The organism is Bacteroides cellulosilyticus, assembly GCF_020091405.1.
GTDB lineage: Bacteria > Bacteroidota > Bacteroidia > Bacteroidales > Bacteroidaceae > Bacteroides.
This window is the reverse complement of sequence record NZ_CP081903.1, coordinates 2,212,053-2,235,609: the sequence shown is the minus strand read 5'-3', so window position 1 is coordinate 2,235,609 and position 23,557 is coordinate 2,212,053. Positions and strand designations below refer to the sequence as shown.

The following is a 23,557-nucleotide window of genomic DNA, read 5'->3' as shown; positions in this document are numbered from 1 at the left end:
CATGTGCAGCAGTATTGCAAGGTATGTACAGCAACGTTGCAACACAGATACAACACTATAAGTGAGAAATTAAAAAGAATTTCATTGGAATGTGGTTGCCTTGTAAGCAAACAGAAATATTTTCCGAAAACATAAAAAAAAGATAAGTTGCCCAAATAGAGGATAAACATAGAAAAGTAGAAACTAAATGGAAATATAAGATATTTTAGTGTAGCAATTCATTCCTTTAGCCTCTCAAATACTCACTCAAAGAATTTGTTTCTTTAAATATATTTTATAATATTTGTAGCAAAATCAGTCAGAATGGAAGCAAAACCAGCAGACCTGAATGATTAATTAATAAGCATATACAACATTTTACTTCAACATCATAAATTAAATGGCTTATGAAAAAAATTACTACTCTATTAACGGCCATTATCGGAATGGCACTCATGAACCAAGTATCAGCAACCCATGTCACAGTAGAAGTCCCTACTGCCGGGCAACTGAGTTCTTTAGTACAAGATGTAAACTGTGACAGCATCACCATTTCGGGAAATCTGGATGGAAATGATTTTTGGTTTATCAGAGAGCAAATGCCAAACCTGGTTTATTTGAACACAAGCAAGGTTACAGTGCCAGGTAACAGACTTCCCGAGTCTGGGCTATACTCAAAAAAAACACTACAGAAAATCATACTTCCTGACAATTTGGAAACAATAGGAAATAATGCTTTCGCCTACTGTTCCGACCTGAAAGATGTTACTTTTCCTAAAACATTAGTCACGATAGAATATCATACATTCTATCAGTGCGATTTATCCGAAGTCACACTTCCTGATAAACTAAAAGACATAGGAGATGGTGCTTTCTACGAATGCTACAACCTAAAAAAAGTGAACTTCCCTGAAAAATTAGCCAACATAGGCAATAGTGCATTTCGTCAATGCAATTTATCCGAGGTTGCATTCCCTGACAGTTTAAAAACAATCGGAAGTTACGCTTTCTATAAATGTCAGCAACTACAGAAAGTTACATTTCCGGAAAAACTGGAAGTAATAGACAATTACGCTTTCAGTGAGTGCTTCCGCCTCCTCGCAGCCACCCTCAAAAGCAAAACTGCACCGACAATATCCGACAACACTTTCAACTTCACCAAAGTATTTTATGTACCTAAGGGTACAGCAAAGGCCTACAAAGATGCTTCTTACTGGTCCAATTTGGTAATTATAGACGGAGATACTCCAAAGAAAATAACAGTAACCCTTACTACTGCGGGAACTTTGGGAGAAGAAATCCTAAAGCAAGTGGATTATGTAACAGATATAAACGAGTTGGTGATAAACGGTCCTCTAAATGACGACGACTTTTATCAGATAAAACAAAGAACCACCAACTTGATTTCTATCGACATGACGGGAGCCATAATAGAAACAATACCTAACGAACTTTTCCGTGCAAGAGCAGCATTGCTTGAAGTAAAGTTGCCTTCAGTGTTAAAAAAGATCGGAGACTATGCTTTTTACCACTGTTACGGGTTGACTCAAATTTCAATTCCCGAAGGAGTGACAAGCATCGAAGATTATGCTTTCTACAACTGCTACTCATTAAAAGAAATAAAACTTCCAACCAGTCTGACTGAAATTAAAAGTTCTGTATTTCAGTACTGCTATAGTTTAGCAACTGTAGAAATACCAGATAATATAATCACCATAAATAGCTCCACCTTCTATAATTGTACGGCATTAACGGAAGTGAAGTTTCCGGCTAACCTAAAAAATATCTCAGACAATGCATTCTATGGATGTTCAGCATTGAAGAAAGCGGACTTTCCCGAAGGACTCACAAATATAGATTACAATGCATTTTACCAATGTACTGCATTGAAAGAAGTATCTTTTCCCTCCACTCTGGCAACATTGAAAGATCAAGCCTTTCGTCGTTGCACAAGTTTGACAGAAATCACTCTGCCCGCCTCACTGACTTATTGCTACTATCCATTTTATGAATGCTACAATATCAAGAAGATCACCTGCCTTGCTTCCGTTCCTCCTACATTAGAGGGCAACAGAGACATTATGTATAATGTCGACAAATCCGGCACAGAACTTATCGTTCCTTTCTGGTCCGTAAACAGCTATAAGCTGGCTCCGGGTTGGGATGCATTTCCTACAATCAATCCTCTGGATTATGAAACAGACCTCATCAACGTGCCCGGCGAACTGGTCATAGCGGCAGATATCCGTTTCAAGAACAATCCGACCGTATCCGTATTTGATAACGGCCGACTAACAGTCAGAGGAACCGATGCACTCTCTATGAAGAAGTACACACAAAGCCATGCATTCAATGGAAACGATGATAACAATTGGTCCTACCGAGAAGCCGTTTATACAAACTTACTCAGCGAGTCCGGAGCCATGCGTGCCGATAGTGTCATCTACAAACTGAATCTGAAAAAAGGCTATTGGCAGTTCATCACACTGCCTTTTGATGTGAACAGAGCAGACATAGAAGTCAGCAACGACGCCCTCTTTGTCATCCGTTACTACGACAGTAAAGCACGGGCCGACGGCGAAACCGGCAACTGGAAAGACGTACCCGCCGGTGGAACGTTGCAAGCCGGAACCGGCTATATCATCCAGCCCAACAAACAAACCCAACTTACCCTGAAAGCCATCAACAATGACAATAAGAACCGGCTTTTCTCCGGTAATGCCTTAAAACGGACACTGGATGAGTACGCCTCCGAGTTCGCCCACAATGCCAGCTGGAATTTCATAGGCAACCCCTATCCATGCTTCTATGACATTTATTACATGGACTACACCTCTCCCATTACAATATGGGACACCCGTAACCGGACTTACACCGCCGTCTCAACCGAAGACGATAACTACATACTCAGCCCGATGCAAGCGTTCTTCATTCAGAAGCCGGTGGAAACGAAAGAAATCAGTTTCTCCGCTGAAGGCCGCCAACTGGATACCGCCGTACGCCAACGCACCACGACCCGTTCCGCCGTTTCGCCGGATCGTACCGTCTTCAATTTTACTTTGGAGGATGGCACTTATACCGACCGTACCCGCGTAGTTATCAATCCCGAAGCAAGTATGGATTATGAAATGTCCCGCGATGCCGCCAAATTCATGAGCGACGACAAAGACGTGCCACAACTCTTTACACTAGACGCTACAGGCAGATATTACGCCATCAACGAACGACCGTTGAGCAATGGAATTGTCTCCGTAGGCATTTACGCAGGAAAAGCCGGCACATATACCCTGAGCCTGGCAGACGCCACAGTTACAGCCGACGAAGTGATCTTAACAGATAAGCAGACAGGAAGCGAAACACGCCTCGACCTCGACAGCTACACCTTTACGGCAGAAGCCGGCTTCTGCACCGACCGCTTCGAACTGCGCCTGACTACCCGTACCATTACCGGAATAGAAGAATCCCATGATACGAATGCTGCCCAAGTGACGGCAGGAGCCGGACAAATCTTAATATCTGCCCAACCGGGAGATGAGGTAAGAGTCTGCAATGTCACCGGGCAAGTCGTTGAGCGTAGGATATTGACACAGTCATCAACCTCGCTCCCCGTCGCACCGGGTTTCTACATCGTAACTATCGGTAAGGAAACATTCAAAATTATGGTAATCAAATAAAACAGAACATTCATGAAATATATATTCAGCCTATTCATTGCTCTCTGGAGCATCGCGGCATGGGGACAAGAAGGAGGGGATGGGTTTAACCCCTCCAACCCCGGCGAACCGGGCCAGAGATATAATTTGACGGTCAACGTCACCCCCGACGGAGCAGGCAGCACCTCACCTTCGGGGAAGCAGCAATATGCTCTGGGAGAATCTGTTTACCTCAGCGCTAATGCCAACAACTATTACCAGTTTGTAGGTTGGGCGCAGGACGGAGATACGATTTCCCGCAGCCGCTCTTTCAATTATACCATGCCGGCAAAGAATACTACCATAACCGCCGTGTTCAAGGCTACAGACAGCTTCAACCCCGACGATCCCGACGATCCGTCGCAGGAAGTCATTAAGTATAAACTAAATTTGACAGCTTCGCCAATCGAAGGAGGACGTTTCAACATCACTTCGGGAGAACGTTTCAGTGAAGGAACTTCGATTTCTGTCTATGCCTACCCGAACAGCAACTATCAGTTTGAGGGTTGGAAACAGGGAGAGACATTGTTGTCCACTGAAAGCCCTTATTCATTCGTGATAGGGAAAGAAGATGTTTCCATCACCGGCTTATTCCGCTTCAATCCGGACAGCCCGGGAAATCCGGGAGCCAATCACTGGAATGCGGAAACAGGTGAACTGATTATCGATGATTTCACTCCGGGCAGCATCATGAATGCCGTAAGCAATGTAGTCGGTGGTTCAAGCAATTATAGCAAAGTTTCGATGGTCATTGTCAGCGGTCAGATGAACAGCTACGACTTCGGCATCGCCCAAAACCTAAGTAACTGTACTCTGCTCGACCTTAGCCGGACAGGCGGATATACGGAAATTCCCAGCTATGCATTCGACGGCACCAACCTGTCAACGATTATCCTGCCGGCCGGCATAGAAAGAATAGGCAACTACGCTTTCCGTAATTGCAAAAATCTGACGGATATCATCTGCCATGCCATCACACCGCCAACAGTAAGCAACTATACTTTTGAAGGAATCGCCGATGGCGCTGTCGTCCACGTGCTTGCCTCTGCCATTCCTCTCTATACAGAGGCACCGGTATGGAAGGACCTCACCATCCTGCCACTGACCGAAGACGTCAGAACTCTGGAAGTGAACCTGCCTGCCGACAGTGAAGGAGTTTACAAGAATATGACTCTGGAATTACAAAACTTGCAGAACGGGCAGAAACAACGCTATGTGGTGTCCGACCGCACGTCGTACACTTTCAACGGATTACTAAAGAATTGCACCTACAATGTCTCTCTGAAAACTCCGACTGGTGTAGTGTTGGGGCAGATAGAAAACATTGAGATCAAAGATGAGAACCGCTCTGTAACTTTCACTTCACTGCTAACTTTGCTTGACGTAAACCTGCAAGTGCTGACTCCGGACGGAACAGATGTCACCAGCCAGGTACAGATTACGTGGCTGGATTCCAAGCAGGCATACCTGTCGCAAGGCAACCTGCTGAAGGCACAGACAGCAGGAACCGAAATCGGGTATCGGATGGTTCTGAATCAGGATTTAGGGATGCAGTATGTAGCTCCGGAAAATCAGGTCTACAGTGTGAAGGAAAAAGAAAACCGGCTGGTTTATACGTTGACTCCTATTGAGACAGTGACGGTTTCAGGAATTGTCAAAGAGGCGGGCGGTAGTGTACTATCAGGAGCCACAGTTTCCGTTTCCCAAAAGCTGAACGGCAAATATTCAAAATCATTCATCACGCAGACGGATGCCAAAGGCAAGTTTGAGCTACAAGTTTATAATGATGAAAGCACAATTTCCGTATCTGCCACTGATTATATCAGCCAGACTTTGACGAAGGCTGATTTCAGCGAAGGAACAGATCTGGGAACAATTGAGTTGAAAACGATAGCAGGAGCAACCATCAGCTTAAGTCTTACATACACTCCCAGTGTAGTGGCGGGCACAGAAGCAACCACGGAGGATTGGTATTCCGATTACGCTAACATAGCCTACACCATCTACAATGAATCGCAACAGAAAGAAATCACTGATTTTTCCGTACAATATCCCTCTATTGTACTTCTAGAAGAAGTAGCGGCTGGCGATCAACTTCGTATCACGGCAAGTAGTAAAAATAGTGCTTTCCAACCTGTTACTGCTACTGCAATGATAGATGAAAACGCTGAGAAAGCAAGTGCATTGCTCAAAATCATAGCATGGGGAGGTATTAAAGCCTCTTATACTACTACTGACAACGCCAGTGTGGTGGGTATCCTCTATGACAGCAAGGGAGAATTAGTAAAGAAATACACTTATTCCAATCAATCTCTTTCCATCAATGAGCTGCCCGACGGGGACTATACTTTGGTCAGCATGGCAAACAGTACATTCTTCAACTCCATCTTGAAGCTGTCTCAACTGGCGGCATCCGGACTGGTGGAAGGAACAGATTATGTGCAAAGCACCGTGACTGTAAAAAGTGGTATTCTCTCTTCGATTGCCAACAGCCATATCCCGGCATTAGACGAAAGCAAACTTTACTACACAGGCGACAATACGTCATTTACTGTCAACAAAGCCTCCATCGTGGCAGGTAATTATCTGACGCTGAAAGGAAAGATTGATTTTAAGGAAGAATATGCCGGTTCAGTAAGTAATGTACAGTTAGTAGTTGATTTACCTGAAAGTTGTTCGTATGTAGAAAATTCTGTCATGGCAGGCAACAGTATCGCCAGTTATACACTGGATAACAATCGCTTGATCATTCCATTAGCCAACTACACTGATTTAGTGCGCTTCTGCGTGATACCCACCGCAGGCGGCAGCTATCAGCCAAACGCTTTTGTAGAATTTACACTGAATGGCAAAGAAGTAAGTCAACCCATAGGTTCGGCATTCTATGAAGTGAAAGATTTGAGTATCAGTGTACCAAGCACCGTTGCTAAAACCACGATACCAATCAGTGGAACGGCACAAGGAGGTTCAACGGTGGAGATATATGACAATGGTATTCTGGTAGGACAGACTAAAGCATTGGCAAATGGTCTTTGGTCCACAACTTGTACACTGAACGAACCTTACAATCTTTCCACTCACAACATCTATGCCCGCGTAATAACAAAACAAGGAGTCAATCTACTATCGGAAACGAAAGAATGCCTATATGACAAAAACGCGATACAAATTTCAAAAGTTATCATGTATCATGATAACCCAGAACAACATAAAACCTATGAAGTCATATTTGACTTTCAGAATCCTAGCAGTGAATCCTCTAAATACACCTATTACATTTATAACAAGATTTTCACCTTTACAATTGATTTCACTAATAATGACCCTAACATTATCTCCGACGTTATACTCTATGTGAAAACAGGTGACGGCCTATGGAGACCGTTAACTGCCATTTATGATGAAAAGAAAGATATATGGGTTGCCAGTGGAGAATTTGGCAATATGTATGATGGAAATATACCTATAAATGTAAGTGTTGATTTTAAAGCAGAAACGACTGTACAAATAGATAGCCAAGAGTTATCATCTGCCTTAAACATCCTTCCTGATGCTCAGAATAAAATTACAACGTCTATTACAGACATAGAAAAGTTACTTACGTTGTTGAATGCCGAAATAGGAAAGGACAGTCCCGACCTGCAAGTGATAGATTCTCTGGAATATGAGATAAGTCTTTTGACAGGTATTCCATTGATAAAGAAAGAGCCAATAGATATTTCTGATGAAACGATAAAACAACTCATAACTCGCTGCGATGAATTATTAAGCGATGAAATAAATTCACTACCTGATGGTTTCTTATCAGCAGACATCTATGATGGAAGTAAGTATTCAGAATATTTACAAGGAACTACAGTCAAGCATTGCACCGGACTTGAACCACAGCAACTCATTTCAGCAGGATATACTGTAACCGAAAAAACCGATGGAACTGTTTTCTATCAACTACAAACAGACAATTCTTACTCTTTTGTAGATTTTGATAACGACATTTATTTCATTATAGACTTAGATAAAGCATCACCAAGTTTAACCCGCACATTCAATCCGTCTAAAGCTGTTTGTGATTTAGTCATAGAAACTTGTGAAAGCCTAGAAAAGTTCAGTAATGAACTGCGCCAACTAACCGGCATAATATCTGACGCAGTGATGAGCCTACAAAAAAGGCTGATTAAAATGAATAGCAACATCAGCGATGAATTAATAGATGTTGCCAACTGTCGTAAATATACAAAAAACAAAATCCTCCTTGCTGAATTAAATGATCGTTACGACAAACTATGCAAAAGAGCTTGTGCAAACGACAAGATGCTAAGCTTTATTGACAACAAATTAGAGAAACTCTGTAAAATAAGTGAAGGAGCTGGAAAAGGGTTTGCTATTTTCGACATCATCTTTAATATAAAAGACATGATTAAAGATTTGCATGATACATGTACCCTTGCTAATAAAGTGCCTGATCCATGCCCCGAAGACCAAGCAAAAGCCGATGCTATATTAAACGAAATATCCAATTGGAGTAAAGGCGCTTGTGCTTTCTACATAGCACAAATCGCGCTTGACGTCGCTGAGCTATACGGTGTATCAGGGGGAATAGCAGCAGCCATACCTTCTGGAGGAACCTCATTAGCAGCAGTGGGAGTGTCTATTGGAGTAGCTGCCGCAAACTACATTGCAGGAAAGATCTATGAAAATCAATTCAAAAAATCAAAGGCAAAAATTGAGAAAAAAATCAACTCTTTGAAATGCAAAAAAGATAATGACGATGACGACAATCATCCCACAGATACTCCTTCCGGACAGCCTTCCGGATGTGGTGACTCAGATCCGGAAATAGACCCTTCCGGCTACGTCTACGAAGCCGTTGAAGCCAACCGCCTGCAAGGCGTGACCGCCACCTGTTACTATAAAGAGATGGTAGAAGACATGTACGGCGACCTGCATGAAAACATCGTGCTTTGGGATGCAGCCGAGTATGCTCAGGAAAACCCTCTGTTTACCGATGAGAACGGTATGTATCGCTGGGACGTCCCCCAAGGTCTCTGGCAAGTGAAGTTTGAGAAAGAAGGCTACCAGACAACTTACAGCGAATGGCTCCCCGTTCCTCCTCCACAGCTGGAAGTGAATATTGGCATGGTACAAACCGCCCAGCCTACCGTGACAGCCGTGCGCGGTTATGAGACAGGCATAGAAATTGATTTCAGCAAGTTCATGCTGCCCGAAACCATGACTGCCGAGTTCATCACCATCACTCGCAACGGAGAAGCCGTAACTGGAGAAGTAACTTTCAAGAATGCCGAAGCAAACCCGCAAAACAAAAATGAGCAGTTCGTTTCGAAAGTGCGCTTTGTCCCTTCCGAGGCTCTGGCTACCACCGATAAAGTGATACTGACCGTCAGCAAACGTGTGAAGAGCTATGCCGGCATACAAATGGAAAGTGATTATAGCCAAGAGATAGCCATTGAAAAAGAGCCCAAGGCAGTGGTCGCTTCCGAGATTGAAGTGGTGTACAATGAAACGGCTGAAATTACAGTAACCGTAGATCCCGCAGAAGCCTCAACAGGCAAGAAAGTGACCGCAACTTCCGTTTCCTCCACCATTGCTGCCATAGAACCAGCAGAAGCCACATTAGATGAAGAAGGCAAAGCTATCTTCACTATATCGGGCGAACTTCCGGGACAGACCATGATACAGTTTGCCGTCGAAGGTATGGATATGAAACCGGAAGTGAAAGTGAACGTCGTGGAAGCCGGAGAAAAGAACATCACTCAGAACTACACGCTCGCTATGGGCTGGAACTGGTTCTCTATCAACGTGCAGGATCAGAATCTGAACGATATACCAGCTCTACTCGCTCCCATCAAAGAATCCGTCCTCATCCTGAAAGGACAAAACGGAGAATTGACGAACAAAAATGAAAGTGATTGGGAAGGTTCATTGAACAGTCTGAGCACCACTCAAGCTTACAAGATAAAAATGAAGAAAGAGGCAACTCTTGAACTGACCGGAAAGGGGGCAGATCCGACAAGCAACACCATTACCCTAAACCAGGGCTGGAACTGGATAGGTTATGTTCCTACCGTCACGTTACCATTAGGGCAAGCCTTGCAAAATCTGCAAGCTGAAGAGAACGACCTCATCAAAGGCTTAGACAGTTTTGCCATATACGATGGAAGTGCATGGACAGGCAGCCTGACCCACCTACTTCCCGGTGAAGGCTACATGTACTATTCTCAATCAGTGAAGTCTTTCAACTATGCCGCAAACGGCACAGAATCAGAACCGTCCACCCCATCACCACAATGGGATTATGACGTTCATCAGTCCGAAGACAACATGATTGCCATAGCCGAGCTTTACAGCGGAGAACAAAAGGCTGAAACGGGAAAATTCCTTGTCGGTGTATTTGTGGACGGTGAATGCAGAGGTATAGCTGTTGAAAAAGACGGTTATCTGTTTATCACTGCCCACGGAGAACAAACCGATGGCAAACTGACACTACGCGCCTTCGACACTGCCGACCAGCTGGAATATAACGTCAAGGAAGAAATAGAGTGGAGCGGTACACTGACGGGCAGTTTAACCACCCCTGTCAGCCTGCATATAGGCGAAGCAACCGGAATTATTCCTATTTCGGAAGGCCTACTGGTTTATCCAAGTCCCGTACGCCACCACTTGTATATTCGGGGAGATATTGGTAACATTGAAGAAGTACGCATCTCTGATACTGCGGGGCAAACACTGATAGTGGACAAACAAGTAATTCCTGGCGAAGGAATCAATGTTTCCTCTCTGAGTAAAGGGATTTACTTCATTATGATAAAAACCGATAATGAGGTTATACAACAGAAATTTATGAAGATAGACTAAGCCTGTCTCTCTTTATGACGCTTATCTTAAAAGTCTCCCTCCGACACCTAATCCGAAGGGAGACTTTTTTGTCCCAACCTTCAAAAGTCATAAACCGGCAAGCATATACTACATAGAATCTAATGATAGACAAACCATTTCTATCTGATATTTGGGCAATAGTTTACGCTTAAGATGTTCAACCTTCGCCGCTAACAATTCCGGTTTGAAGTTCTTCTTTTGCCTTTTCACTTCTGCAACTACCGCCTGCTTTTTCTCTAATTTCAAAGCTACAATATCAATTTCATCCTGCCCGTTTCGGGTATCCCACCATGAACCGATAGCTCTGTACTGAAAGCTTTCCGCAAATTTCTGTTTGAAATATTCTTCTAACATCTTACCGGAATAGGTAGGATAATCCGCTTTAATGATAGCCTGTAGTCCCACAAAGTTTTTAATTTCTATCAAAGAGCGATGACGGTCAAAATAATTAAACCAGAAACGAATAAAATTATCCTGTATTTCATAACGGACAGTCTGACTTCCTTCTTTTGCCAATATGGGACGCTTCCGTACGATTATATTATAATCTTCAATCAGTCGTTTAATCTGTCCTCCTATACTTTTATTTCCCAATGCAGCCTCTATTTCAGGTTGTGTATTAATGCCTCCCGAAATAGCACTTAATATAGAAAAATAGGTAGCGTAGTTCTTACCAAATTCTTCTACCAGCAGGTTTTTTCCTTCATCGGTAAAAGGAGAGTTTTCCCGAATCATGAAATTTATCATTTCGTCTACGCTCAACGCTCCGTTATCACAGAACAACTCTACATATTTTGGCACCCCACCTGTAAAAGCGTAAAGGGCAAGCAAATCATCATTAGAATAATCAGGTCTGTGATCGTGAATGATTTCCTTCAAAGTCGTCAAGCTAAAAGCTGATAATTTGATGATGTTATCAGCCCTGCCAAATAACGGCTCTTTTGAATTCTGAAATATCTTTTGCATCAAAGAGTTAATGGAACCGGACACAATCAGATTCATACGGGACTTCCTACGATATTGATCCCAAAGATTCTGCATATCACTATAAACAGATTCATTAATATTGTAGAATTCCTGAAATTCATCAATAACAAGATTAAATGCCCTGCTCACAGACAATTCCATCAAATACTGAAACAATGACCGGAAAGTGCGAATTTCATTAGGGACAAAAGTCTCCAGGGACTGAGCGATGACAGGAATAAACTCAGCGCAAAGAGTCGCCTCATTCTTACGACCTACAAATAAATACACAGTAGGTGAGTCTTCTATAGATCGCATGATAAGGCTTGTCTTACCTATACGTCGCCTACCGGTCACTACCGTCAAGCGGGAGTGGTCATTAAACGACAGATTTTTTATACGCTGTAACTCAGCTAATTCACTCGTACGATCATAGAATCTCATAGTCATATCAATTTTGTAACCCCCGTAACCGTTACGGAGGTTACAAAGCTAATCAATAAAAAGCGGTAATACAAAACATTATAAGAAAATCCTCAAGCTGATTAACAAAGCCAGGAGGGATACAAAAGGTTTATAGTAACCTGCTATCATGAGATTAAGATAAAATAAAAATAAGTTTTTTACTTTTTCAGATGAACTTGGGGTTTATGAAATAGCATTATAATAATAGATATAATAATAACTGCAACTCCTATCAAAGAACCTGCATAATTAAATTCCGTTTCTCCAAAAGAGAATTTCAACAACATCCCGTCATCACGAATATCCAAAACACAAAGGATAAAACCCAAGAGAGCAAATACGAGCAATATAATCTTAGTTAATAAGTTATTGTTGTATTCGTTTTTTATTCCTAATGTATTTACTTCAGGTGACTGGCCTTCAGAAATGAATCTACTTTTTTTCTTTTTCTTGTTAAATAATCGCATTGCCTGTCAAGCCTTTCAATTCTCTCTGTCTCATAAGTTTCACAGAGTTCAATTGTTTTACGGTCGCACTTTTTTGAGCAGAAGAAAAAGCCTTAGATATTCTCGTATCAATGCGGACAGTTGCCTCATGCGACAAAGATGTTACAGCACCCTTCTTTTCCTGCGCCGCAACATAAGTTGAATAAGTACTTTTTAATCTTGCCATTTAGTATGTTCTCCTTTCAAATTGCGGTCAAAGGTATAAAAAATATCTTTGTTTCCCATAAATTGCTTGTATATTTTTCTGTGATACTGACTATTATCTACTGTTCTAACAATTATTCTGTCTGAAAGTTTAGCCATAATGAAGTAATTCAATGATGCATTTCCTTCTGTCGCATCAAAAAGCATAATGTTACTCACAGGAGTTTTCTTGGGATCTTTTATCACCACATCCTTAGTGTCTATCATTTCACATACCCATACAAAACGAGGCATTGCCATGCAGACGAAATGCTCCCGTGAATCTTTCTTGTTGGCTTGCGTGATATATTCCTTATAGGAACGGGAACTGGTTAGGAAACATCGATAAATATATTTTGTATCTTTCTTTTTTATTTTCAAACCAGAGATTCCCTCTTCCAGACTTTTTATGACTTCGCCTATTTGAATCATTTCAGCATCCAAATATATTTTTTCGTATAATGGCACAATGAAAGAAGTTATTTCTTCATTATAATCAATAAGTTTATAGGGTCTTTCATTATCGTTTATTGTTACCAACTTAACATTATCTTCACCAATCTTATTTTCTTTCCCGATAACAAGATAAGTATGATCACTGGTACAAGTTATAATAGGGAAACCTGATTCTATGTATATATACAATAACCTTTTAAATTCATCGTTACTGTAAACCTCATAGTCTGCATCTTCTTTTTGACGTGTATAAGTGCGTATGCCAAAACCTATTTTTCTCAGAACAAATGAAATCATGTCAGATGGTAGTCCTCGTGATGGAAGCTGCCTCTCATTACTGTATCTTGACAAAATTTTAATTATTTGAGATGGAAGGAGTTGACTGTATTTATTGTACTTATGAGAAAAATAATCCATCATCATCATTAAAGAAATTTCCGCACATGACACAGCTTCACCGTCCTGACCACAAAACGGGAACCCGGTAACAGACAACTTTCGCCCATAAACAGAAACATCTTTCTTGCATAAGCAACAAACAAATTCACGCTCCTCAAAAAGAGCAGGAGATAAAAACGTATAGCCTACAACGCGACGTACAGTCGGCCTCAAAACCATATATCCATAGAATTTATCGGAAAGATCCAGATCGTAAAAGTTGTGTTCGTTTACATCACCCGAAAAGAATGATATTCTGAAACAATAGCGACTATAAGCACAGTGCTTTTTAGAATAAAAAGAGTAATAAGTATCTCTATAGTAAACATCAATGTACGGATATTCAATGCAGCAAATAATATCTTGCCGCATATCTTTAATCATCCTTCTTATACCTATGTCAACCTTATCATCAGGAACTTTTAATTCATCAGAAACCAATGAGATAAAAGCTTCATCCTGTAGATAATTTATATTGCAAAATGAAAATGTTATATTTTCTGTTGACAAAGGTTGTTCTTCAACAACGCTTTCGTCATACATTTCAAGTTTGCAGCCATGCCTGTTTTTCATAAAATGCATTATAGCAGCTTTCGCTTTTTGAAAAAGATTCATATAAGAGATACGTTTAACAAATTACAAATTTAATGATTTTCTTATTTATCAACTATTATTTATTCAAAAATATTGTAAGACATCTTGTTTCAGTTCTTTCAGTCATTATTAGAATGCTCTGTTTATCAGCTCTTAGGCTAAAGACAGAAAAAGACACTATATATGGGCGCCATTGGATATATAGATACAACGCGTCTGATATATAGATGCAATCTGCACGATATATAGATGCAACACGCACGATATATAGACGCAACACGACTATGGTTGACGAATAAGAATAATAACGCTAATATTCCTGCTTTACAACCATAAAGATGCCAATACACGAATTCCGCTAACACACGCTTGGATTAAAAATGCTCTTCTGGAACAATGAATCCTCATTTTCCTTGAAATAAATCATCGGTTTACCTCAAACTAACGATGTAATTAAGCAAAACTAACGGTGTAACAGGGTAAAACTAACGGTGTAATTTGTAAGATGGCTACACCCTTTTTGGAAAAAGGTGTAGCCATCCTGCTAAAAGGGTGATACCATCCGGGAAAAAGGGTGTAGCCTTCCTCCAAAACCGGTTTATTCGGTTCTATTTGAATACGAAGTCGGATCATCCGGCATATTACTTTTTGCTGTAATTACATTAAAGATGAAGATTATTTGGAATGAAATAGAACACAAGAAGAACACTGTGCCTTCTTTTTCCACAAACAGTTCTCATCGTGCACTTCCGCCAAACGTTATCCTTGCATTTTTTCTTCTTTCCCTCCGGTAGGGCTTGAAAGAAAACATTCTCGCGCATTAGGATTATCACTTTGTCAATCTGTCAGATTGATAAAGTATGGCATCACTGAGTAATTTTTGGATGATTCAGCTCATACACCGGAAGTTTCAGCCGTAAAGCCGTTAAATGGGGCGATCCGGAAAAAGCTGAAAGAACTGTAAGAAGAAAAGTAGATTTATAGAAAGGACAAATCAAAGTTCAGATTCAAGGGATAGTTGTCATATCCAAACATAAATTGCTACAGAGCAAGCAGCATCCGAGAAATGTCAGGATACGTTTTTTTAGATAAACAGCATTATATCCATACTAAGTGGTCGATATAACAGATTATGCAGAAAAAGCAACGCAGACATTAACCAGTATTCCACTATTTATAATAAAAAATTATCTAAAGGAAATTCTTTATTAAGAAATATTATCCTACATTTGTATCGGTCTTGCCGCTTATAGAGATAAGTGACGCATAAGACTATAAAATGTGAGTTTAAGAACGCAAGAAGCGAAAGTTGTTGTTCCAACTCTAGAATCTGGAAAATTCAACCCTGGGACAATAGCAACAGTTTCTTCACGTCTACGTTATATACATAACATAGGCGTGAGGGCTGTTGTTCATCCTGGGGCAAGGTATTCCAGAACCTTAGAGGATAGATGAACAGAAACAGTCCTCACGCTTTTTTATATAGTAACCTCCGCCGGAGAGGATAGACGGAAGAAACAGAAAAACACGCTATGACAAACAGGAAAATCACAAAATGGTTGTCGGCAAAACTTCTTTTAACGATGTGTTTGTTCTTCGCAGCCATTACTACAGAAGCGCAAAACAAAATCCAGGTAACTGCATTCAACCGGATGGAAACCGATGTCACCGCCCGGATCACCGCTCCGCAACGGGATCAGAACGGAGAAGTATGTGCCCTCATCCGCATCGTCACAACTGAAAAAGACTTGATGTTCGAACCGGACGCGCTCGGCATCGTTACCCGCGAAAACAAACCCGGAGAAATCTGGCTGTACATCCCCCGTGGAGCACGGCGCATCTCAATCATGCACGATAAGTTCGGTGTACTCCGCAATTACTTCTATCCTGACATTATTGAGAAAGCTACTGTCTACGAAATGGAAATACAAGTAGGAGACGGCACACAACAAACACCCGTGGATGCCAATACTCAACTCATCGTCATGCGCCCCGACCCGGCAACAGCCGACATCTACATGGATGATGACAAAGTGCCTACCGAAAACGGACTGTTCACCGCCACCATGAAAAAAGGTACCCATACCTATCGCGTAGAAGCTCCCATGTATGCCCCCGAAGCCGGGATCATCGACCTGGGCAGCGAACAGAAAATCATAAGCGTAACGCTGAAACCAAGATTCGGATATCTGGAAATCTTCTCCCTGCCCGAACAGGATGCCAAAGTTTATATAGACAACGAATTGGCGGGGCAAACTCCTTATAAAAGTGACCGCTTACCCCTGAAAGACTATCGGGTACGTATAGAAAAAGAGTTCTTCTTCCCAATGGATAGTACCGTAACGATTAAAGCCGGGCAGACAAGCAGCCTCACTTTCAAGATGAAATCGACCATCAAGCCCAAAGAACCGCGCCGCACACTGGTAATGGCGGAAGTCGGCTATCACCCTTCACAAACTTCTTACGGGGCGATGGTCGGCATAGTCAGCAACAACGGGGCATACATTCGTTTCCGCAGCGACTTTGGCTCAGCTTCCACCGATCTGGAATGCGATGACACAGGAGCATTGAGCAATGGCTCAGGTACTCCTTATTATAAGGAAGGTGCCACAACCAAAGCACGCATGTCCATCACAGCAGGATATTTACGAAGAATTGTCAAGCCATTGTATGCCTACATTGGTGCCGGATACGGCAACCGGGTGCTGGCATGGGAAACGATAGACGGCGAACTGGTGAAAAACACTGACCACTCTGCCACTGGTGTAGCAGCCGAAGTGGGTGCCATCGGACGACTGGGACAGTTTGCCATTTCTGTTGGCTTCCAAACCGTCAACTTCAAATATCATGAACTCAGTGCAGGAATAGGCTTCTTTTTCTGATTCTTAATCTTAATCCTTATTTGAACAATGAAAAGACTACAATATATCATTTGGTGCAGCCTGTTGCTATGGGTGACAGGATGTGAAAAGGATACCGAACCTACAAGTTTTGCACCCACCGTGACGACCGGAAGTGCAGAAGACCTCGATAAACCGGGCATAGACATAACTCTTTCAGGAGAAGTGGCAACCAATCCTCAAAGCACGATTCAAAATGAAATCGGATTTCTAATCGCCACTTCGGAGGAAATCATCACTTCCGGAAGCGAAAAGGCCATAAAGGAAACCGCTTCCTCAAATACAGGCAACAAATACCTCTGCGACTTAAAAGAGATGTCACCGGGAACCTACTATTTCTGTATTTACGCTTCCAGCGGATACAGCATAAAGCGGGGAGAAATCGTATCATTCAGTATCACCGAAAAGACCCCGCGCCTGAATATGGGCAGCATTGCGGACAAAGACCTGACCGCCAGCAGTATGAAAGTATCGGCAACCATCACGGACAAACGGGGATTCGACATCCTCGGACGGGGATTCTGTTGGAGTGCGGAAACCGCCGAACCTTCCGTGAATGGGAACAAAATAGAAGTTAAAGAGACGACAGATACTTTCAGCGCTCTCATCGAAGGATTAAAACCGGAACAAAGATATTACATCCGGGCGTATGCTCTCAATGAAAAGGGAATCGGCTACAGCAATACCATAGAGTGTACTACTCCCGTCAAACAAACAGTTTCCCTATCAGTACCGGATTATAGTGACCTGGATGTGTCATCCGTACATATTAAATCTATCATTACAGCAGCTGCCGATTTCAGTATAATCGAAAAAGGGGCTTGCTTTAGCAAAACGGTAACTTCACCGACAATTAATGACACATCAGCAAAAGATGAGTCAGAAGGAAACGCCGTAGACTTCACAATAACAGGACTTGAAGAAGGGGCAACTTATTATATTAGTGCTTACGCACGTACCCGCGACGGTGTGTTCTATAGCACCAGTATTACGGTGAAGACGCAACAAACTTTTAAGCCGACACTCGGCAATCTTCAGGAAGTACAGGTAAACGATGATAATGCAATCATAAAAGCATCCGTCACAGACAACGGTGGACTTACCATCACCGAAAAAGGGTTCTGCTGGAGTACAAGCAATTCCGAACCGACCCTGGATAATGACTTTGTCGCCTCGTCCTCTACCGGAAATGATTTTAAAGCTGTATTGACCGGACTGAAGTATAATACGGAATATTATGTACGGGCTTATGCCATCAACCCGAAAGGAGTGGGATACAGTAGTGCATTCATTAAAATAAAGACGGGGAGTTCCACCATTGCTACAATAGAAAATATCTCCGCAAGCAATCCTACCCCATCTACCCTCGACGCATCCGCAACGATTTCGAGTGACGGAGGAGCGAAGATTGATGAACGGGGATTCGTCTATAGCCATACAGGAACGCCGACTATAGAAGAAAATGAAGGAATAATCAAGATAGACGGTACCACAGGAGAAATGTCAGCGACAATGACAGGACTTATCGGATATACAACCTATTATATTCGGGCGTATGCTCATAACAAAAACGGATATGCTTACAGCGGTACCACAACGGCAAAAACTAAAAAGACAGACCCGAGCATTGATGATCCGGCATTCCCGGGAACAAGAACGATAAAAAAGAAATAAAATATTAACTACTAAAATTCAAGATTATGAAAAAGGTATTATTTTCGTTAGTTATGGTTTGTGTTGCGATAGGCAGTGCAAAAGCGCAGGATGTCCTTTTGGCAACATTGCAAAAAGGAGAAACTACACAGTATTTCTATGGTTCGGATGCGTTTAAAGAAGCAATGGAAGCAGCAGAGAACGGGAACACCATTACATTAGGAGCGGGTACATATAATGCTATAGACATCACAAAAGCAGTGTCTATCTATGGCAATGGATATGAGATGAGAGCAGATACTACATCACAAAAAGAAGGAAATATGGCATTTCCAACCCGAATAGCGGGAGATTTTGCAATAGCACTGGAAACTGTAAATGATGCACCGACTAAAGGGTTATATATAGAAGGTATTTATTCTGCAGACCGTGTCAGAATAACCAAGCATTTGTCTGCGGCATCATTCGTGAAATGCAGATTTCAGAATCTAACTTTTTGGGATGCGGAAAATAAGAATATGACAACGTCTGATGGGGTGTCTATTATTCATTGCCGGGTTGCCTCTTGGTTGGAACCGGGAGATTCACAGAATATGGTGGTTAGTAACAGTATCGTTAAATATTTAGGGAGCAATATAACTACATCTTCAATATTGTTGCAGAATAATGTTATTATTAATCCTACGAATAACTTGATTGGAACATTTAGGAATAATGTTATATTTGATGTATATACGTATGACGGCTTTGAACAATATTATAGTGGCGGAGCATCACTCAAATCAGAATGTAATGCATACAACAATCTATATTGTTATGAAAATGCCCTCAACGGTGTTATTGTACAAAGTTCTAATTACCATATAGATTTTGGCAATACACCTTTTGGTAACTATCATGAAGGGCATAGATATCCTCTCCTTGATGGCTGGGAAACCCAATACATCGGCACAGACGGCACTCAAGTCGGAATACATGGCGGTAGCAGCCCTTTCAATACCATCCTCACCATCCCCACCATTGTATCAAAGAACATCGCCCCTAAAACAGAAAATGGGAAGCTGAAAGTCAGTATTACTGTAAAAGTAGGAGATAATACACTATAAAAAGTATGAAAAGAATAACTTATATACTATCCTTGCTCCTTTTGTCTACACTGACAAAAGGACAAAGTCTGGTAGGATATGAGTACTGGTTCGATACGGACTATCCATCGAAAGTGTATACTGCCCATACTCAGGAACAGATCTCTTTCGAAGCAGATGTATCCACATTCAGTCAAGGTCTGCACTATATCACCTTCCGTGCAAAAGACAGCGAAGGGAAGTGGAGTCCCCCCTTAACCCAGTATTTCTATCGTACCAGCACGGATAACGGAGCGGATAATGCCCTAAGCAGTTATGAGTACTGGATTGATAAAGACGTAACGAATAAGAAAACAACAGAAAGTACCAACGGTACAATCATACTTGATTTAGATGTCACTACTCTAACACAGGGGGTACACTATCTGAACTTCAGAGCAAAAGATAAACTCGGGAACCGGAGCAATCTGTTGACGCAATACTTTTATCGCACCAGCACGGATAACGGAGCGGATAATGCCCTGAGCAGTTATGAGTACTGGATTGATAAAGACATTACAAATAAGAAAACAACAGAAAGTATCAACAGTACAATCATACTCGATTTAGATGTCACTACTCTAACACAGGGGGTACACTATCTGAACTTCAGAGCGAAAGATAAGCTCGGGAACTGGAGCAATCCGTTGACGCAATACTTCTATCGCACCAGCACAGACAACGGAGCAGATAATGCCCTGAGCAGTTATGAGTACTGGATTGATAAAGACGTGACGAATAAGAAATCCGTAGAAAGCGGCAACGGAATGATTGCGCTCGATTTAGATGTGTCCGATTTATCACAAGGTGTACATTACCTGAATTTCAGAGCGAAAGACAAACTCGGAAACTGGAGCAATCTATTGACACAATACTTCTATCGCACCAGTACGGACAACGGAGCAGACAACGCCTTGAACAGTTATGAATATTGGATTGATAAAGATATTGAAAATAAGAAAACAACAGAAAGTACCAACGGTACAATCATGCTCGATTTAGATGTCGCTACTTTGGAGCGAGGTGTACACTACCTGAATTTCAGAGCAAAAGACAAACTCGGGAACTGGAGTATCCTGTTGACGCAATACTTTGTATGCCCATCAGAGAACATAACAAAAGGCAAGATCAGCAACTATGCTTATTGGCTAAACGATGACTTAAACACGTTACAGACCGGAAACTTCACACCAACAGAAATCCTCCAATGGGATGGCTTCCTCCTTGACATACCGGAAGCCATCATCCCGAAAACGATGCCGGAAAGCATTCAACTGACAAGTACGAGCAAAGAGAGCGGAACAGCAACATTCGCCTGGGCAAGCGATGTACAATTGAACCTTCAGTTTAAGGATGAAGCGGAACGTTGGAGTGTTGCTTCCATCGACACCTTTGCACATACCAGCAAGCAAACGATAGAAGCAAAACTGTTGACCTTGAATAAAGGAAATAACTTTCAAAAGCCTGTAAGCCGGACATTAGAAGCCATTAGCATTGATATCAACAAAGAAGATTCCGTCTATTGGAAAGCGGATCAACCCTGTATTCTTTCTATCTTCAACCCCAAAAACGAATTGGTATATACTCTCAGTGGTAGCGATATATTAACAGGTAAAAAAGTGAAGACCGAAGAAAAAGGCACGTACTATGCCCTGTTGCACGATGCAACCCATGACGAGACCTACAACAAGGATGCAATCACCATCGTCTGCATCGGGCAAAACACTTCCGACACCATTCATGTGGAACCAGCCGGCACTCTGCCCGAACTGGTAGGCGATAAGGAAGCTATCGTCAATCTGACACTTACCGGCTATCTCAACGGAACCGACATCAAGTTCATCCGAAGCCTGACGAACCTGCAACGGCTTGACATCAGCGGAGCACGTATAGTAGAAGGCGGGGATAAATACTACGAGAATTATCTCACCGCGGATGATGTCACAGGAGACTACATGTTTTATAACCTGCCCAATCTGACACGCCTCGTACTCTCCAACCATACGACAGAGATTGCCCCAGCAGCTTTAAACAGTTGTACCGGACTGACTGAAATGGAAATTCCTGCTAGTGTAAAGTCTGTAGGGAAAGCCGTATTCAATGGCTGCAACCAATTGCTGCTAATAGACTGGAATGCGCAAGCAACTATCACAGCCGAAAGTTTCGACACACCTGCCAAGATGGGCAATCTGCTTATATTTGCACCGGAAGGAGCAGAATGCACGTATGAAGGAAATGTAGTTATCGGCGGTATAGCCGAAAAGATTACTTTAACTCATGGCAAAGGCTTCCGTGCCCCGCAACCGTTTAAGGCAAAAGACATTACCTATAAACGCAACTTCAGTATGTATTCCGGCAACAAAACAGATGCAGCCGGTTGGGAAGCAATCGCACTACCATTTGATGTGCAAACTTTCAGCAACGAAAAGAAAGGAGAACTGGCACCTTTCAACAGTGGCAAGGAAGGGGTTAAACCTTTCTGGCTGGCAGAAATGACCACTGACGGTTTCCAGCACACCACTGCTATGAAATCAAATACCCCTTATATCATCTCCATGCCCAACAGCGATTCGTATGAAGATGAGTTCAACATCAGCGGAGAAGTACTCTTCCATGCCGAAGATACAGAAGGAGTAGAGATAAAAGCAACCTCCAACAAGGAACTTGTACGCATAGAAGGAAGCAACCGAATTATGGTCCCAGTTTATGAAACGGTATTCAAGCATGACACAGTGTACGCCATCAACACAGCTACGTATGAGAATATCGCCCCGGGTGGCGCGTTCGTCCGTAACTTGCGCGATGTGCAACCCTTCGAAGCTTATCTGATTAGCAAAGAGGCAATAGTCAACGCACCGAAACTTTACAGTATCGGAGGAATAGGAGGAGAAATCACCGGCATAGAAGCACTACCTTCCGACGCATGGAATGGAATAGAAATCTATGTCCGATATGGTGTTCTTTACATCAAGAGTGACCGCGAGCGTACGCTTTCCATTTACGATACAGCCGGACACATGGTACGTCAGGTTGAAGTACAGGAAGGTACCACTGCTGTCACCGGACTGGAAAAAGGCATCTATCTGCTGGCAAGAAAAAAGATTCTGGTTCAATAAGTTAATTGTTTGTTAATTTAGAGAAAGGTCCTACACCATGATAAATGAGTGATAGGGCCTTTCTTCTAAATCACTATAACAGTATTTATCTCTGCCAATGATTGACATATCAATAACATTTAGTACATTTACAAAAAGCCGTTTTTCTATGAAACAAGTTATCGTCAATAAGTTAAAAGATTTTTTTAAGCTACAACCTATCGAGAAAGCATGGGTATTCGGCTCTTACTCTCGCGGCGAAGAAACACATGAAAGTGATATTGAAAGAAAAGTATTACATAAAGATATAGACTTAGTAGAAGAAGGGCAATTAAAAGATTTTGCCAAGGATAGTGCAGAACGAGATAAAATATTAATCTATGAGAGAAAAGCCTAAAGATAAAGGACGATTATTGCAAAAGTGTAATGGGAAGCAGTCATATATATGCGGCACGTCCTCGTACATGGATATTATCAGAATAGAAATATATCTCAAAGAACTATAATCAGTAGTATTTAAGCTTACATTAGGCTTAGTGATTGATTTTATCTTCTACCATTTATTGCCATACCAATAACATTCAGTACATTTGCAGAAATACAGGTGACTTA

10 protein-coding genes are annotated in these 23,557 nt (G+C 42.0%); 7 read left to right on the top strand and 3 right to left on the bottom strand.

Annotation, left to right across the window (positions count from 1 at the left end; all coding sequences use genetic code 11):
* Positions 1-386: 386 nt before the first annotated feature.
* Together K6V21_RS07685 and K6V21_RS07680 are read left to right on the top strand one after the other, a co-directional pair.
* Entirely contained in the window at positions 387-3,653 is a 3,267-nt protein-coding gene (locus tag K6V21_RS07685; protein WP_224321418.1) for a leucine-rich repeat protein, read from the top strand.
* 12 nt (positions 3,654-3,665) lie between these two features.
* Positions 3,666-10,544, top strand: coding sequence for an InlB B-repeat-containing protein (locus K6V21_RS07680; protein ID WP_224321417.1), 6,879 nt, complete (start codon positions 3,666-3,668; stop codon positions 10,542-10,544).
* Positions 10,545-10,652: 108 nt separating this feature from the next.
* On the opposite strand, the gene K6V21_RS07675 is transcribed toward K6V21_RS07680, so the two are convergent.
* The 3 genes from K6V21_RS07675 to K6V21_RS07665 form a co-directional block, all read right to left on the bottom strand.
* Complete coding sequence (locus K6V21_RS07675) at positions 10,653-11,975, bottom strand: ATP-binding protein (RefSeq protein WP_224322010.1); 1,323 nt, start codon at positions 11,973-11,975, stop codon at positions 10,653-10,655.
* A gap of 474 nt (positions 11,976-12,449) precedes the next feature.
* Positions 12,450-12,668, bottom strand: coding sequence for a hypothetical protein (locus K6V21_RS07670; protein ID WP_217716034.1), 219 nt, complete (start codon positions 12,666-12,668; stop codon positions 12,450-12,452).
* Positions 12,656-14,194, bottom strand: a complete 1,539-nt coding sequence (locus tag K6V21_RS07665) for a hypothetical protein (RefSeq protein WP_217716033.1) — start codon at positions 14,192-14,194, stop codon at positions 12,656-12,658. The genes K6V21_RS07670 and K6V21_RS07665 overlap by 13 nt, the downstream gene beginning before the upstream one ends.
* 1,511 nt (positions 14,195-15,705) lie before the next feature.
* Between K6V21_RS07665 and K6V21_RS07660 the strand changes: the two genes are divergently transcribed.
* The 5 genes from K6V21_RS07660 (at position 15,706) to K6V21_RS07640 (ending at position 23,342) form a co-directional block, all read left to right on the top strand.
* Positions 15,706-17,055 carry a PEGA domain-containing protein gene (locus K6V21_RS07660; protein ID WP_217716032.1) on the top strand — a complete coding sequence of 450 codons (1,350 nt, stop codon included), beginning with the start codon at positions 15,706-15,708 and terminating at the stop codon, positions 17,053-17,055.
* A gap of 27 nt (positions 17,056-17,082) precedes the next feature.
* The gene (locus tag K6V21_RS07655) at positions 17,083-18,747 is read left to right on the top strand and encodes a fibronectin type III domain-containing protein (protein WP_224321416.1); all 1,665 of its coding nucleotides are present in this window, start codon (positions 17,083-17,085) and stop codon (positions 18,745-18,747) included.
* 26 nt (positions 18,748-18,773) lie between these two features.
* Positions 18,774-19,832, top strand: a complete 1,059-nt coding sequence (locus tag K6V21_RS07650) for a hypothetical protein (protein ID WP_224321415.1) — start codon at positions 18,774-18,776, stop codon at positions 19,830-19,832.
* 5 nt (positions 19,833-19,837) lie between these two features.
* Positions 19,838-22,966 (top strand): leucine-rich repeat protein, encoded by a 3,129-nt coding sequence (locus K6V21_RS07645; protein ID WP_224321414.1) that lies wholly within the window; start codon positions 19,838-19,840, stop codon positions 22,964-22,966.
* A 148-nt stretch (positions 22,967-23,114) separates the two neighbouring features.
* On the top strand, positions 23,115-23,342 hold the full coding sequence (locus K6V21_RS07640; RefSeq protein WP_217716028.1) for a nucleotidyltransferase domain-containing protein: 228 nt from the start codon (positions 23,115-23,117) through the stop codon (positions 23,340-23,342).
* The last annotated feature ends 215 nt before the right edge of the window (positions 23,343-23,557 follow it).

Coding starts and splice junctions, on each gene's coding strand:
- K6V21_RS07685 (WP_224321418.1), top strand. CDS start 387: ATGAAAAAAATTACTACTCTATTAACGGCCATTATCGGAATGGCACTC.
- K6V21_RS07680 (WP_224321417.1), top strand. CDS start 3,666: ATGAAATATATATTCAGCCTATTCATTGCTCTCTGGAGCATCGCGGCA.
- K6V21_RS07675 (WP_224322010.1), bottom strand. CDS start 11,975: ATGAGATTCTATGATCGTACGAGTGAATTAGCTGAGTTACAGCGTATA.
- K6V21_RS07670 (WP_217716034.1), bottom strand. CDS start 12,668: ATGGCAAGATTAAAAAGTACTTATTCAACTTATGTTGCGGCGCAGGAA.
- K6V21_RS07665 (WP_217716033.1), bottom strand. CDS start 14,194: ATGAATCTTTTTCAAAAAGCGAAAGCTGCTATAATGCATTTTATGAAA.
- K6V21_RS07660 (WP_217716032.1), top strand. CDS start 15,706: ATGACAAACAGGAAAATCACAAAATGGTTGTCGGCAAAACTTCTTTTA.
- K6V21_RS07655 (WP_224321416.1), top strand. CDS start 17,083: ATGAAAAGACTACAATATATCATTTGGTGCAGCCTGTTGCTATGGGTG.
- K6V21_RS07650 (WP_224321415.1), top strand. CDS start 18,774: ATGAAAAAGGTATTATTTTCGTTAGTTATGGTTTGTGTTGCGATAGGC.
- K6V21_RS07645 (WP_224321414.1), top strand. CDS start 19,838: ATGAAAAGAATAACTTATATACTATCCTTGCTCCTTTTGTCTACACTG.
- K6V21_RS07640 (WP_217716028.1), top strand. CDS start 23,115: ATGAAACAAGTTATCGTCAATAAGTTAAAAGATTTTTTTAAGCTACAA.